The organism is Thermonema lapsum (genome assembly GCF_011761635.1).
Classification (GTDB): Bacteria; Bacteroidota; Bacteroidia; order Cytophagales; family Thermonemataceae; genus Thermonema; species Thermonema lapsum.
This window is the reverse complement of sequence record NZ_JAASRN010000001.1, coordinates 271,658-286,790: the sequence shown is the minus strand read 5'-3', so window position 1 is coordinate 286,790 and position 15,133 is coordinate 271,658. Positions and strand designations below refer to the sequence as shown.

The following is a 15,133-nucleotide window of genomic DNA, read 5'->3' as shown; positions in this document are numbered from 1 at the left end:
TAAAAAAGCTTTTTGGCAAATATGACCCAAAGTTAAGGAGTTTTGTTCAAAAAAAAGATGTGCATTCCTATGGATTGTTTCCTTTTGCCCTGTCCATATTAAAGACCAAGCAGCTGTGTTTATTGCACCTAAAAATGGAGTTCTTTTTGCGGTAAACCGGATGGAATTTGAAATAAATCGGCAGCTAAGTTACGCTCCTCCACCTCTTCTGCTTCCATAATGACCCGGTAATGGCGCTGAAGCACCACCACACGCAGGGGAATCGCCTGCATGATAGACATCACGCGGTCCTGTGAGTTGGTTTTATGGTGCGCAAAAGCAGCCGCATTAACTTTCAACTCCGGTGCAAAGAAATACATCTTGCCCAAAATTTCGGGATGGCTGCCCTTTGTTTTTACTTTCATCATCAATAAGTGGCAAGTATAACCCAACAGATAATCTTTCTCTTTTTTCACCGGATAGACTTCTACGACTTCTTCGGTAGGTATGGTAGCAGAGTGCCAATAGATGGTGTCGCGCTTAGTGAACTTAAAATAAATACGAGCTTTTGCAGGGTCATATATCTGCCACTCCACAGGGGTGCCTTTAGGCTCTATGCGATACGCCCCGTTTTTGTTTATGTAGAAATCGGCGCCTGAACCATAAAGGTTCATCGCTTCCCACTCATTGGCTAAGCTGTCTTTCACCTCAATAAAATGACGATAGCGAACGAGACCTTCAAAAAAATCGCTTTGAGCCCAAGCAGGCGCACAAGCAAGGCTAACAAACACAAAAATCAATAAAATCAGCGTTCTCTTCATAATACAAGCAGTTTTTACACAGTACGCAAGATAAGTATATGAAGTTATTTGTCTGCACTGTATTAAAATGTTTGCTGCACCGTGTAATGATTTCTGTTTCTGCCGCAGCATGTACCACCTCATGCTGTTCTCGGACATATATATGCCTTCCCGCGCAAAAAAGCGGGAGTTGTCTATGGTAGGGGCTACTACCTTGCGCTCCTTGCCAATACCGATGAATGAGTAAGAGTTTTGATGAAGGGCTCTGTCTTCATTTTTGCATGAATACATCCTGAAAGGCAGCAAAAAAAGCGCCGATGGCATGCCTATCGTTCAACATTCGATATCTTTGTTTAGTTAAATACCATGAACTGCTTAGAAAAAAGGTATGGACGTTTTAGAAAAACATTTGCAACAAGATATCATTGTAAAAGGGGCTGCCGAACATAACCTCAAAAGCGTTGACGTACGCATTCCGCGCAACAGCTTCACCGTCATCAGTGGCTTGTCGGGCTCGGGCAAATCGTCGCTTGCTTTCGATACGCTTTTTGCCGAAGGGCAACGCATGTACGTAGAAAGTCTAAGCGCTTATGTGCGTCAATTTTTAGGACGTATGGAAAAACCACAAGTGGAAGCCATTTACGGCTTATCGCCAGCTATTGCTATAGAACAAAAAACCGGCAGCCGCAACAGCCGCTCCACGGTGGGTACCGTCACCGAAATTTACGATTACCTCAAGCTGCTCTTTGCTCGCATCGGACGCACCTTCTCCCCTATTTCGGGGCGTGAGGTCAAACGTCATACTGTACAAGATGTGGTGGACTTTATTTTGAGCCAAGCAGAAGGCACTAAGCTATGCATACTGGCACCCATCCACAAAGCCAATGAGCGCAGCTGGGAAGAAGAACTGCGTATTATTCTTCAGAAGGGCTTCTCCCGCATTTTCTATGAAAACGAAATCAAAGATATCAGCCAGTTGCTGGAGGACCCAAAGAAAATCAAGTTCAAAAAAAGCCATCTGGTGTATTTGCTCATCGACCGATTGGCACTGCGCAATCGCGACGACGAAACACTCTATTACAGGCTCAGCGACTCGGTACAAACTGCCTTTTTTGAAGGGCACGATGAGTGTTATGTCTTGCTCCTGCCCGATGACATGCACCACTTTTCTGACAAATTCGAACTGGATGGCATGACTTTCGAAGAACCGAGCGTGGCTTTGTTCAGCTTCAACAATCCTTACGGTGCCTGCCCTACCTGCGAAGGCTTTGGCACTACACTGGGCATTTCCGAAGAGTTGGTCATCCCCGACCCCTCGCTTTCGGTCTATTCCGATGCCGTAGCTCCTTGGCGCACGCCCCGCATGAACGAATGGAAGCAAGCTTTTATCAAACAGGCGCACCGCTACGGTTTCCCCATTCACAAACCATATGAAGACCTCTCTGCACAAGAAAAAGAGCTGCTGTGGTATGGCAAGGAGGAGCTGCAAGGCATCTACGCCTTCTTTGACTACATCGCTTCCCAAGCGCACAAGATACAATACCGCGTGTTTTTGTCGCGCTATCGCGGGCGCACGCTTTGCCCCGACTGCCGAGGCACGCGCATCCGCAAGGAAGCAAGCTATGTAAAAATACAAGGAGTTTCCATCCAAGAACTAGTGCTGATGCCCATAGACAAATTAGCCGCTTTCTTCGGCTCGCTGCAGCTCAATGAACACGAACAACAAGTGGCACGACGGCTGCTCATAGAAATCAAAAACCGTCTGCACTACATGCAGGAAGTAGGCTTAGGTTACCTGACCCTCAACCGTGCCGCCAATACCCTTTCAGGGGGCGAGTATCAGCGCATGCGCCTGACTACTTCACTGGGTAGTGCTTTGGTAGGCTCCATGTATATACTCGACGAGCCAAGCATTGGGCTTCACCCGCGAGACACTCACCGTCTGGTGAGCGTGCTCAAGAAACTGCGCGACATAGGCAATACGGTCATTGTGGTAGAGCATGAAGAAGAAGTGATTCGCTCTGCCGATTACCTCATTGACATAGGACCTGAAGCCGGCAGTGGCGGTGGCGAAATAGTCTTTCAAGGTAAAATAGAAGAAGCAGATGAAGCCGCCATAGCGCGTTCTTACACCCTACGCTACCTCAACGGACAACTGCAAATACCTACCCCCACCCTACGACGCCCATGGACCCAAAAGCTGCGCATTACGGGAGCTGCCCAACACAACCTCAAAAAAATCGACGTTACCATCCCCTTGGGTGTGCTCACGGTCATTGCAGGTGTTTCCGGCTCGGGAAAATCGACCTTGGTCAAGCGCATTTTGTACCCTGCCTTGGCACGTCGCCTCGACATAAAAGTGGAGGAAGAAAGCGGTAAGTTCAAAGCCTTGGAAGGAGATGTAGCCGTAATCAAAGACGTACAATTCATAGACCAACGTCCTATGGGGCGCTCTTCGCGTTCCAATCCCGTAACCTACATCAAAGCGTACGACGCCATCCGTGAGTTGTATGCCTCACAGCCTTTGGCAAAAGCAAGGGGCTACAAACCGGGCACTTTTTCTTTCAACATAGAGGGCGGGCGCTGCGAAAACTGTCAGGGCGAAGGCGAAATATGCATTGAAATGCAATTTATGGCAGATATACACATCACCTGTGAGGTATGTGGCGGGAAGCGCTTCAAGCCCGAGGTGCTCGAAGTAGAATATAAAGGCAAGAGCATCGCCGATGTGCTCGACATGACCGTGGAGGAAGCCCTGCGTTTCTTTGAGGAAGAAAAGAAAATAGCACAGAAGCTGCAGCTGCTTCATGAAGTAGGCTTAGGGTATGTGCGTTTGGGGCAGTCGGCATCTACCCTGTCGGGCGGTGAAGCACAGCGCCTCAAGCTGGCTACTTTCCTCGATGGTGGCGGCAGCCATAAAGGGCACACGCTGTTTATTTTTGACGAACCCACCACAGGACTGCACATACACGACATACACAAGCTGCTCAAAGCACTGCAGGCGCTCATTGAGCAAGGCAACAGCGTTTTGATTATAGAACACAACGTAGAAGTCATCAAATCGGCAGACTGGCTCATAGAGCTGGGTCCCGAAGGAGGCGAAGCGGGTGGCTACCTGCTCTACGAAGGCATTCCCGAAGGGCTTTTGCAAGTAAAGGAAAGCCCCACCGCTCCCTTTTTGAAAAATCATCTATCAAATGCAAAATGAGTAGTCCTCACAGCATCTACCTCTCGGGGCTCCCCTGTCAGGAAGCCCCTACTTTTTCAATCAATCCGATATTTCGGCATTTATGCTTTGTGAAACGGTGTTGCCGATAGCTCGGAAGCCGCTCTCTGCGGCATGGAAGCAAGCAAGCTACAAGCCCAAGAAATTACCCATCTGAAAGCAGCTCCAGAAAAAAGTGCTTGGGCACCACTGGCAGCAGGCTTTGGAGCGGGACTCCCTCGTTGAAAGCGCCTTTTGCGGCTGCTTTAATACAACTCATCCAAAGTGCTGTAGAGGTATTTGTTTACGGCATGATAACAACTGAAACCACACAAGAGCGCACCGAAAAGCACAATGCTGCCCCCGAGAATCCCTAAGAGGCGATAATCCATGAGCATTTCTATTTCCGGCACTTGACCTATGAAATATTGCAAAAGGGCATAAACCAAAGCGCAGGCAAGCACTCCGCCTACTGCCCCTATGAGCATGGCATTGCGCACAAAAGGACGGCGTACGAAGGCGTCGGTGGCGCCTACCAGTTGCATGCTGCGAATCAGCAAGCGCTGCGAAAACAAAGCCAAACGAATGGTGCTGTGTATCAATATCACTACTGTGATAGTCAGAAAAAGCGCCAGCGAGGAGAGTACAAAACTGATGGTGGCAATATTACGGTTGATGATAGCAGCAATGGACTGTGGATACGATACGTCAAATACCCCGTTTATTTTCTTGAGGTCTTCGGCTATCTTTTTAAGCTTTCGCTCGTCGTAAAAGCCAGACTTGATGCGAAGCGCATAGGAGTCTTTCAGTGGATTTTCGCCCAGTATTTCCGTAAAGTCTTCCCCCAGCTCTTTGATAAGCTCTTTGGCAGCTTCTTCTTTGGAAATAAAACGAAGGCTATTGGCATCTACATAATTTTTTGCTGCAATGATTTTTTCTATTTTTTGCCTTTCTGCCTCATCCACACCACTGTTCAAAAACACCTGCACCTCTATGTTTTGTGCTACCAGTTCAGCCAAGCGTTTTGCCTGCAAAATAAGTGCCCCCAGCAGCCCCAAAACAAAAAGAGCAATGGTAACACTCAACAGCACATTGAGGAAAGGAAAGCTTCCCAAGCGCTTCTTTTTGTATTTTATTTCCTTTACTGCCATAGAGCAATCAAATATGTCCTCAAAGATAAAAATATATTGCTTTGTACAGACCTTCTGCCTGCAAGGCACACAAAATATTTCACCCTTCAACTTCTTTTTGTTTAAAAATCAAGGGCTTGGAGAATTATTTTATTTTTTAGCTTTCAAAAATTTGCAGAGCTCAAAACACCATTCTATATTTGCATCGCCAAAACGGAGGAGCGGTAGTTCAGCTGGTTAGAACGCCGGCCTGTCACGCCGGAGGTCGCGGGTTCGAGTCCCGTCCGTTCCGCCAAAATACCAAAGCCGGACTTTTGTCCGGCTTTTTTTTTTAACTGCCTGTAGGTGCGCCATCTTTCATGGTCTCAAAACATAGCAGCACTTTTAAGTTAGCCTTCCAATATCGTGGAAAAACTTGCTACATGCTTGCCTGTGCTTTTGGGTAATTTCCTGTCAACGGCAAGCGTAAGACCGCTCCGAGCACAAAACGCACAAGGCAGACACTGCCTGCATGTCGTCTGCTTCGGAAACTGCTCTACCCTTTCCGTTCCTACCTAAACGGCATTCGTTCGTTTTCCAGAGCTTGGCGAGCAACTGCATTCGCCATCTTAGCCCAATAAAAAACGCTAACCAATAGCACTCATAATCAAGGCACTGAATCGGGCGACACAAAAAAGTGCTTCATCGTTTTGGTGGTATCAAAGAAATGCTGTTATTTTGCATCACCCAAACGGAGGAGCGGTAGTTCAGTTGGTTAGAACGCCGGCCTGTCACGCCGGAGGTCGCGGGTTCGAGCCCCGTCCGTTCCGCCAAAATACCAAAGCCGGACTTTTGTCCGGCTTTTTTGTTTATGGGACAAGGTAGCCAATGCCCTGCGCCATCAGCACCGCCAGCAAAGGAATCACCAACAAAAGAAGCAGCTCCATATAAACACACCAACGCAGCGCTCGGGGAACAACAACCTCCTCCTCTTGTGCACCTTTGCGCTGTTTTATGAAAAACACGGTGGGATATAAGGAAAGCACCCCCATAAGCGCAAACAAGCCTATTTTGAGCAGAAACAAATAATTGTTACTGTAATAGGCAGCCGGCTTGCCCACCTTCCACCAGAGCATCATGCCAGCAAAAAGCAATAAGATGGCACCTGCGCCGTAGATGGCATCTATAAGAGCCAAGCGGCGCAAACAGGCACGTGTCATGACGGCTTTCACCGCAAAAGCTTCTATGCCCAAGGCTGCCACTATCATAAATACTGCCACAAAGTGCAGGTATTTGTAAAGTAAGTATTCGTATATCATCACCGTAAAGTCATCATTAGCGAATATAACTGCCTGCATTCACGTCGATGGTGGCGCCGGTGGCGTGGTCGGCATGACCGCTAAGCAGCCACGGCACCCACAGCGCCACATCCCGCGGCTGTGTGATGTGCTCCAAAGCAATGTCGTTTTTCACATAATCTTCACCATAGGCGTCTATAAAGTCTTGCGCCATGTCGGTCATGGTGAAGCCAGGCGCCAAAGCAAAAGAGCGTATGCCCTCTTTACCATGAAAACGGGCAATAGAGCGACTCACGCCCAACATAGCGCTTTTAGAAGCTGCATAAGCCCAGTATTCGGGTGTATCGCCACGGAAAGCAGCACGCGAAGCAATCCACACAAAACGCCCTTTGCGCTGCAGACGGAAATAGGCTAAAACCTCTTTTGCCAAAGCAGCCGCTGCAGTTACATTCACCCGCAAGGTTTGCTGCCAAGCATCGAGCCACTGCCCATAGGGCATGTCCAGCGGGGCACTCAAAGCCACCGCAGCATTCAACACAAGCCCTTGTATGGAAGGCATGCGGTGTTGTTGCTGCAGCTCGAGACAGGCATTCCAGAAAGCTGGGATTTCTTCTATCTGGTTTAGGTTAAAAGATAAGGTACAGAGTTTGGGGTGTTCAAAGTCAATGGGGGTGCGGTGGTAGTGAGCAATTACCCAAGCACCAGCATCAAGCAGTGCATCCACGATAGCCCTGCCGATGCCACGCCCCGCACCGGTAAGCAGCACTGTTTGTGTGGACAAATCTATGGTAAACATAGCGCCATCGGTTGTTTTATTCTGCCCTTTGCAGGCGTAAACCTACCACAAAGGTTTGGACTTCGGGCGCTCCGTGTCCGGACTCAAATACTGGCTGCAGATGATAACGGGCAAACAGCTGCCAATCGCCTTTGCCGAAGGATGCAGCCACTCCATAACGCAACGCCTTGGTAAAATATTCGCCCGTACGCTTCTCTTTCCGTTTGTAACCGTTGGTGTCTTCATATACTACTTTGGTGTAGTCGGCAAGCCCATAGCCTACGAAGCCCCCCACAGAAAAATTCCATCCCCGGCGGTTATTGTTTTTGTCTATACCATGCCACTGATAACTGAAAGGAAGGCTTCCTTGAAACATGGTAAACTTGCTGCGTTTCAGAGGCAAACCCAAGGGCTGCATGAGCAGCGTTTCGTTTTGCACTTCCATGCGCAGGTCTTTCTCAAAGACATGATTGTACCAAGCCGCTTCTATGCCCAGTGAAACCATATGATGAGCCTCTTCGCCGCCCAAGCGCCAACGGCTATGCCAGCCTAGGGCATAAAAGCCCGAATTGAGCGGCTTAATTGAGAAGTCGGCAGGAAGCGAAGCGCCTGTCCAAGCGATTGCGCCTACGTCGAAAGTGAGATAAAATTCTTGTTTTGGGATACGAAAAGGTTCACCGGCATAAAACTCGCAAACTACACTGTCTTTACTGTATTTGCGCCATATGGTATCGGCGGGCATTTTTTGGGCAGCAACATGCCCCCCGCACAAAGTGCTTATGAACAAACACACAGCCCATGCGTTTTTTAACATATTTTTGCTTAGTTTACGTCCTGTTATTTTATTAGCATAAAGGTAAGCTTAAATCTACATGCAAGCAAACGCACCCATTGGCATTTTTGACAGCGGCATTGGCGGTTTAACGGTTACCCGTGCCATCCGTCGCCTGCTGCCCCAAGAAGATATTATTTACTTCGGCGACACTGCGCATATGCCCTATGGGGACAAGTCCACCGAAGCCATTCAAGCATATTCCATCAAAATAGTCAACTTTTTGTTGAGTCAAGAGTGCAAAGCCATAGTAATTGCCTGCAATTCGGCTTCTTCGGCAGCATATAAACTCCTTCGCGAATATGTGGGCAATCGGGCATTGGTAATCAACGTGATTGACCCCATGGTAGAGTATGTGGCAACGCATTATGCAGGAAAAAAAGTAGGGCTCATAGGCACCAAACAGACGGTGCGCTCCAACGTGTACAAAAAGAAAATAGACGACCTGCGCAAAGGCATTCAACTGCAGGCTATGGCAACCCCGCTGTTGGCACCCATGATAGAAGAAGGCTACGCAGGGCACCCCATCATGGCACAAGTCATTGGCGATTATCTACAAAAAGCTGCTTTTGAAGACATCGAAGCCCTCATCTTAGGATGCACGCATTATCCGCTCATCAAAGAGATGATAAGCAACTATTTTGAAAACAAAGTAGCCATCTTGGACTCTTCGGAAATCGTAGCCAAGACCGTAAAGCAGAAGCTCGCCAGCTTCGGTCTGGAGAAAACAGGGGCTTTGAGCGGAGAAGCGCAATTTTTTGTATCGGACTATACGCCTGCCTTCGAAGAGATGACCGACATTTTCTTTGGCGAGCATGCCAAGCTCAAGCTTTATCCGCTGTGGGAATAGTGCAAAATCATTTTTGATTACGGCAGCTGCGCTTCTTCTTCCAGTTCGGCAAATTCCTCTACATCCAAGCCCTGAAAGATGGTCTCCCAGTAGGCTATCATCCATGGGTTGCTTTGTGTAGCCGATGTAGTAGGTGAAAAGGGAAGTACATAGTACACTTCTACACCAGAGAGGTCTAAATCGGCAAAGTGCTGCAAGTCCTCTTTTGCATACTGAATGGCTTGCATTTGTGAGTACGGTGGCTTTTTGAAGAAGTCGCGACGCCCATTCCCCGGCATGCTTTCCACCATATCGCTTAAATAACAGACGCGCACGCGGGCATCGTGTGGCAGGCGCGCACGCCGCTTGTCTATGATATGCAGGCTTGTCCACAAATCGGTGTATAACTTGCTGTAATTCTCGTTGGGCGTAGCCAAGGCTTCTAAGCAGCGCTTCAGTACTTTATCTTGCTCCTTACGCAACAGAAGGTGGTAGTTGGTCTTTGCCATTGCAGCGTCGGTGGGGTTCATAGTGGTGGTATCGGGCATGGCTGTCCGGCAGGTGTAAGAAAAGACTTTCCCACGGATGGTATTTTCATGCAGGAAATAGACATCTATCTTGTCGCCCTGCTTCTGTATGCCGCGACGAACCAGCAACTCCAATGCTTTTTCATACTTATTTTTCACGAAGTCGTCGTCGGTATTGACCGATACAGTCTTATCGATAAACACCAGGGTATAGTTCACTGGTGGCGGCGAAGGGGGGGTTTGCGGGGCTTGCGCACCGCCACAAGCCGCAAGCAAGTACAACAACACGCCAAAGATATAAGCATCGCAAAGATTCCTCATAAATGCAGTTTGTTTTTCTAATTGGTTTCTTCGTTAGTCAAGTCCGGGTTCTGCTCTGCTGTATTGGGTGTTTTTTTAATGTTCCGGCGTTTGCGAGTTGTTTTCTTTTCCGGGACTTCTTTCGTTTCTTGTTGTGCTGCCGGCGGTTCTTGTGTAACCTGTGTTTGCAGTTTGTTTTTACGGCTGCGCTGGCTTGGTTTTTTAGGTGTTTGGGGCTGCTGTCCGTTTTGCAGGCGTTCTGCGTCTTCTCTTGCCTTCTCGGCAACGGCATGGGCATAGCGCAACTCTTTTCGCATACTGTTCAGTTGCTCTTCCAGCCTGTAGATTGTTTCCTCACGTGTTGTAAGAGAAGCTTCCAAGATTTGCTTTTTTTCTTCCATAGCAAACAGCGCGGTTTCCAACTGCTTGATACGTGCTTTGAGAGCCTCGCTTTCCTCCTGGTGTTGCCGGTCGGCTGCTTCCCATGCTTGCTCTTTTTGCTCCCACTGACGCAAAAGCGCTTGGGTATTGCGTAGCTCCTGCTCGCGCTGTTTTATTTTATCTTCCAGCTCAGCGATTTGCTTATGCAGGTGGTTTATTTTGAATTGAACACGCTGATTATCTTGCTTCAACGACACCTGCCCCTGCTCATAGCCATGCCCCAAACGATAGATGCGCTCTTCGAGGCGGTGGCGGTGTAGTTCTTCTTCGATAAGCGCCAAACGCCCTTCTATATCCTTGATTTCCTTTAACAGTTGTTCGGGGCGGTCAGTCATTTGTAGCTGTTGCTGCAAAGCATCCAACTGAGAACGGGTTTGGCTCACGGTCTGTTCCATCTGCTCTACTACTGCCTGCTTTTCTTGTTTGGCTTTTTGCAACTTTTTCAAACGCCATGGAATCTGAAACCAAAGGCGTGCATAACCTACCAAGACCGGGAAGCTAATACCTAAACACACCGCAGCGGCAATAGCAAAAAGTACTCCCGAGAAGACGAAAGACAAAAGCCCCATTTCGCTGTTTACCAGCCGGTTGTCCAGCTCGCCGGCTTGTGCCGACAAGGCGTCGAGCGCTTGCAGCTGCTCGGGTGTCAACTCATCCGAGGCTTGCAGTTGCAGGATGCGCTGTGCTAAACTTTGTTTTAGGCGGTCGGTTTTGTAGGCTTCGTAACGAAAGAAGCCCAATACAAGCAGGGTAACCACCGTAAAAGCTACCATCAACAGTTTGAATACTACATAAATGGTTTTGGCGCTTTTGCTTTTGCTTTGGTTGTAGGGGATTTCAATCAAGCGGTCGTAGGCGGGCTTCAACAGCACAGAAACCATAGCCAAGCCTACAGCAAAGCTCCATGCTTCCAGACTGTTTTTGATGTTGAGCGCATAGGCTACAATCTCGTGCGAAATGATGAGGTCGCCGGCAATGAATATGAAACCGGCAATAAAAAACAGGATGCCAGCAAGTAAAGAATATCTATGGCGTAAGCTTGCCCGTTCCTTCAGATACTCTTCTTCTTCTTCGCACACACGCTCATAGGCTTGCTTACGGCGCTCAAACTGCTTTTGCTCGTACTCCAGCCGGTGTTTTATTCCGTTTATTTCTGTTTGCAGCTTCAGGCAAGCCTCTTTGGCTTGTGGCAGCTGTTGCTGCAGTTGTTGTAGGCGTTGCTGCAGTTGTTCTTGCTCTTTTTCAAGGGCGGCGATGCGCATCTGCTCAGTAAACCACCCCTCGTAGTTCTGCTTGTCGAGCTGCAAATAGCCTATCCAAAAACCTTGTTTGTATTCGTCGGTGGCAGGCAAGGGGGATTGCTCCGGTACCTCCATAGGCGGAAAACCGGGCACGGGCTCCGAAGGTTCATCGCCGATTCCGGTTGCATGTGTGTTTGATGCTTCTTTTTCCAACCAAGGGTCCTCTTCCATGAAGGGCTCCACATTTTCTACATGGGCATTCTCTGCTACGGTATCTGCCCCTCCAGACAGCTTCTCAACGGGCAATTGAGCCCCTTCTTTTTCTTTCATGTCCATTTTGCACTCATCTTAACACTTTGCAAAATAAGAACAAAGACCAAACATGACAACGGCTAATAACTGCTTTCTTTTATCTTTCTTTGACAGATTACCTTGTAGTCGCAGTATTTGCAATGACGCTCGTCCTCTACTTTCTTAATTTTTTTACTCGTATCCAACATGTCTTTAACTACTGCCTCAAGAGACTCTTTGAGCTCTTTTTCTTCTTGCTGTATATCCCAGACAGATTGCTTTTTCAGCAGCAGCAGTCCTTCTGTCATATTTCGGAATGAGTAAATACCGGCATATACTCGTGCAGGTAGTTCTTCCCTCCCCTCGTGGTTGCGCAAGTGATGAAGGTAAAGATAGGTATAGATGAGTAGTTGACGGATTTTAGAGTAGTCAATGTTTGACTTTTCCTCTTGATAGGAAAAAATATCTCTTAATGACAATGGCTTGTTCTTGGGAATTTCTAACTTCTCAGCTTTTACCTGTCCTGACTTGTAATCTATCACGTAGTAAGCATCTTCTTTGGTGAGAAGGTCGGTGCGCTTGTCCACTCGGTCTATGGTTCCCTTGATGCGCGCCTTTACATGCCCCACACCCGGTACATCTACCGGCAACACAATGCTATTTTCATTCTCCATGCTTACTTCCAGCGCCTCTATCTTCCACTGTTGGTTGTTCATCTCCTGTATTTGCAGTTTCAAGAAACGCTCAATCAAAGCTTCCAGTGCCACCTTTGCCAATAAGCCACTGCCTTCGTTGTTTTGCCCTCTTTTGTGTAGTTCCTCTTCAACGAAGCTGGCGATGATAGGCTTTCCTTTACCACCTTCTGACTCGTCTTCTATTGTCGGGCTTAGCCATTTGTGCAGCTCTGCCTGAGTTACTTCTTTGCCTTTGTAGTAGCCAAAAATGCGCTCAAGCACAGCGTGCAATACCGTTCCGAATTCGTTGTCTTCCAGCTCATCGTTTATTTCCTCTTCCCTGCGAAAACCTAAAACATAAGAAAAGTAAAAACGAAGATTGCAAGACAAATAAGCATCGAGCGCTGTAGGCGAAAGCCCCTTGTTTTCGAGGTAGTTTTTGATGCTGTGGATGATAGCCTCATGCTTCTCGATGATTAGCTGTTCTTCAGGCTTTGCCTTGGCAACAGGTGGCGCAACTCTTATTTTGGTCAACTGAATATTCTTGTTATAGACCTGCAGTTCGTCTTCTATCTGATAGAGGTAGCGGCTGGGTTCATAGTTTTCGTCATCTACATATATCATAACCACTTTGCGCGCATGGTGCAGCAAGCGATAGGTATCTTGTGTAGTTTTAAGGATTTGCTCTTCGGGAAGGGGCAAAGCGCTGCTTGCATGAAAACTATAAGGCAGCAGAGAATGGAATTTTGTCTCTGCCGGCAGGTAACCTTCATTGGCAGTTACAAATATCAACTGGTCGAAACTGAGCAGGCGAGATTCAGATAAGCCCAGCAAATGGATTTTGGTGTTGCTATCGGGCGAAATATCGGAATAAATGAAACGGTCATAAGTCATTTGTTGAAACAAACCACGGAAGAAGCCCAGCGAGACGGCTACCGTATCTTCAGGTACCTCTTCGAGAAGGTATTCCATTTCTTCCAATATCTTTTGTATTTCTTCGAGGTGGCTTGCATTCAATTGAGCCAAGGTGCTTTCCTCCTGTTTCATCACCTCAAGCAGCTGTGTTGTCAGCGACTTGAGCATTTGCAGTGCCCGTTCGGTGCCTGTGCCTTGTTTCCAATAGTCGAACAATTCGTTGATAAGCGTAGTAAATATGTCTTTTGTTTTTTCGCACTCTGCGTCAGACAGCTGTTGTTTATTTGCCTTGACAGCTTCAATGGCTGCCTCTGCAAACCTCGTCAGCTCGGTTTTGCTGATATAGGCATGGCGCGCGGCTGTCATTTGTTTCAAAAACAGCTGTATGAGGTCTTGCGCATGAACATGAGTGCTTACCCCTTCGGTTGCGAGGCGTGTATTCAAAAGGCTGTATATGTAGGGATGCGTGAGCACAGCGCTGACGTCGGCATAGTAATAGCAGAGCACACGGCGCTCTTTTGGTTCTTTGGCGTTCATCTCTTCTGCTCCGATGTCTGACACTGCTGACGACGCTTGGCTGCTCAGTGGCTGCTGGCTTTCGTCGGTTTGCTTTTGCATTTCTATTTTGTGTACTCGCCACTGCTCGTTGAAATGCAGCTGAAATATCGCCTGCATAAGCTGGTAGGCGGGGGTACTGGTAAGGGCTATCCCCATCGATATCGAAGGATTTTCTTGTGCCAAAGCTCTGGCAAAAACAGGCAGTAAATAGGTATCGACCAACACAATGCCCGTTGTCAGGGAAGGGTCCAAGCCCAAGGCGTGGGCAATTTCATCTTTTCCCCGCAAACAATTGCACACCAAATGGGCTTGCATAGAAGCCATAGGCACAGACACAAAGTAAAAGTCTTTGGTACCTTGTGCCAAGCTGTTGCCGAGGATGAGAGCTTCTTCACCGGCGCCGGTGCTGTTGCAGAAGTGCCTCAGACGCTCACCAATCGGATGCCAATCTTTGTAGGCAGGTAGTTTTCTTTCTGGCTCGGGCTCGTGATAATAGACGTCCGACTCCCAGTATATCTGCAATTTTTGGGCTTTTTGCAGCTTTCTCAACACCTCTATTTCTGCGCGGCTCAATTCACTCAAGCCGGCTACTATCCAGTAATCGCCGGGGGCAGCCTCGAACCATTCCAAGGCATTTTCTGCCCATGCACGCCACAGCTGCCCTTTATGGGCGATTTTTCTTGCTTCACACTGCTTGCGAAATTGTTCATATACCTCAGGCAAGCTACGATAGAGCAGTACTTGCCGCCGCACCGAAGGGGGCGCCTCTTTCAACTTGGCGGGGTCGTTCCATGCAAGCGACAAATATTCGAGGTTTTTAATATCTTTCAGATTGTCCAAGACGGAATGGACATCCATCAGGGCTTCGTCGAGTGCGATGAGGTCTTTCAAGAGAAGCGCAAGGAAAGCCGCAATACGCTCGTTCAAAACCTGTTGCACTTCTTGCTGCGCTTCTTCTTCGGTTGCCTGTGTCTTTTCCTCCTCGTCATGCCATAGTTCAGACACCTGCTCTTTCAGCTGATTTTTTAGACAACTATACAGCAAAATGAGCAGTTGCGGCTCTGGGGCAGGTCCCGGCACACCGCCTGCCTGTGTGGTTTTTACGCCCAACTTTTTGGCGGCTTGTTGCAACATAAAATCTTCCCATGCATAGGCTTCTATGTCGTCGCCTGCTATTTTTTTCATTTCAATCACGGCGCGCTTGGTAGGCAGCAAGAAAATCACCTCATCCCCTTTGGCTTTTTGTTGGGCTTGTTTCTCCAAAAGTTTTTTAACCAGTGCCTTGTCAAGGCAGTTATCAATAGCAGCTATTTGTTTCATCACGAATCCATGCTTTGCTTGAATATAAGACAAGAAAGT

The 15,133-nt window shown here is 48.0% G+C and carries 10 protein-coding genes and 2 tRNA genes; 4 read left to right on the top strand and 8 right to left on the bottom strand.

The window, feature by feature from the left end; genetic code table 11:
* Positions 1–128: 128 nt before the first annotated feature.
* The gene (locus tag FHS56_RS01160) at positions 129–800 is read right to left on the bottom strand and encodes a hypothetical protein (RefSeq protein WP_166918054.1); all 672 of its coding nucleotides are present in this window, start codon (positions 798–800) and stop codon (positions 129–131) included.
* Between the two features lie 367 nt (positions 801–1,167).
* Between FHS56_RS01160 and uvrA the strand changes: the two genes are divergently transcribed.
* On the top strand, positions 1,168–3,987 hold the full coding sequence (uvrA, locus tag FHS56_RS01155; RefSeq protein WP_166918053.1) for an excinuclease ABC subunit UvrA: 2,820 nt from the start codon (positions 1,168–1,170) through the stop codon (positions 3,985–3,987).
* Positions 3,988–4,250: 263 nt separating this feature from the next.
* Here uvrA and FHS56_RS01150 read toward each other — a convergent pair whose 3' ends face one another.
* Complete coding sequence (locus tag FHS56_RS01150) at positions 4,251–5,135, bottom strand: cell division protein FtsX (RefSeq protein WP_166918052.1); 885 nt, start codon at positions 5,133–5,135, stop codon at positions 4,251–4,253.
* 197 nt (positions 5,136–5,332) lie between these two features.
* Between FHS56_RS01150 and FHS56_RS01145 the strand changes: the two genes are divergently transcribed.
* Together FHS56_RS01145 and FHS56_RS01140 are read left to right on the top strand one after the other, a co-directional pair.
* A tRNA-Asp gene (locus FHS56_RS01145) sits at positions 5,333–5,409 on the top strand.
* A 440-nt stretch (positions 5,410–5,849) separates the two neighbouring features.
* A tRNA-Asp gene (locus tag FHS56_RS01140) sits at positions 5,850–5,926 on the top strand.
* 36 nt (positions 5,927–5,962) lie between these two features.
* Here the strand turns inward: FHS56_RS01140 and FHS56_RS01135 are convergent.
* The 3 genes from FHS56_RS01135 to FHS56_RS01125 are packed head-to-tail and all read right to left on the bottom strand — an operon-like array spanning position 5,963 to position 7,980.
* A complete protein-coding gene (locus tag FHS56_RS01135; protein ID WP_243844119.1) occupies positions 5,963–6,451 on the bottom strand; it encodes a DUF2214 family protein in 489 nt (162 codons plus the stop codon).
* Positions 6,429–7,187: an SDR family NAD(P)-dependent oxidoreductase gene (locus FHS56_RS01130; RefSeq protein ID WP_166918051.1), complete on the bottom strand. Its 759-nt coding sequence runs from the start codon at positions 7,185–7,187 to the stop codon at positions 6,429–6,431. Before FHS56_RS01130 ends, FHS56_RS01135 begins: the two co-directional genes overlap by 23 nt.
* A gap of 16 nt (positions 7,188–7,203) precedes the next feature.
* The gene (locus FHS56_RS01125) at positions 7,204–7,980 is read right to left on the bottom strand and encodes a hypothetical protein (protein ID WP_166918050.1); all 777 of its coding nucleotides are present in this window, start codon (positions 7,978–7,980) and stop codon (positions 7,204–7,206) included.
* Between the two features lie 58 nt (positions 7,981–8,038).
* Here FHS56_RS01125 and murI point away from each other — a divergent pair, with 58 nt between their 5' ends.
* Entirely contained in the window at positions 8,039–8,848 is an 810-nt protein-coding gene (murI, locus tag FHS56_RS01120) for a glutamate racemase (RefSeq protein WP_166918049.1), read from the top strand.
* A gap of 17 nt (positions 8,849–8,865) precedes the next feature.
* On the opposite strand, the gene FHS56_RS01115 is transcribed toward murI, so the two are convergent.
* From FHS56_RS01115 to FHS56_RS01105, 3 genes are all read right to left on the bottom strand, one after another.
* On the bottom strand, positions 8,866–9,675 hold the full coding sequence (locus FHS56_RS01115) for a hypothetical protein (protein WP_166918048.1): 810 nt from the start codon (positions 9,673–9,675) through the stop codon (positions 8,866–8,868).
* A gap of 17 nt (positions 9,676–9,692) precedes the next feature.
* Complete coding sequence (locus FHS56_RS01110; protein WP_208409606.1) at positions 9,693–11,666, bottom strand: coiled-coil domain-containing protein; 1,974 nt, start codon at positions 11,664–11,666, stop codon at positions 9,693–9,695.
* Between the two features lie 62 nt (positions 11,667–11,728).
* The gene (locus tag FHS56_RS01105) at positions 11,729–15,094 is read right to left on the bottom strand and encodes a PD-(D/E)XK nuclease family protein (RefSeq protein ID WP_166918046.1); all 3,366 of its coding nucleotides are present in this window, start codon (positions 15,092–15,094) and stop codon (positions 11,729–11,731) included.
* Positions 15,095–15,133: the final 39 nt, after the last annotated feature.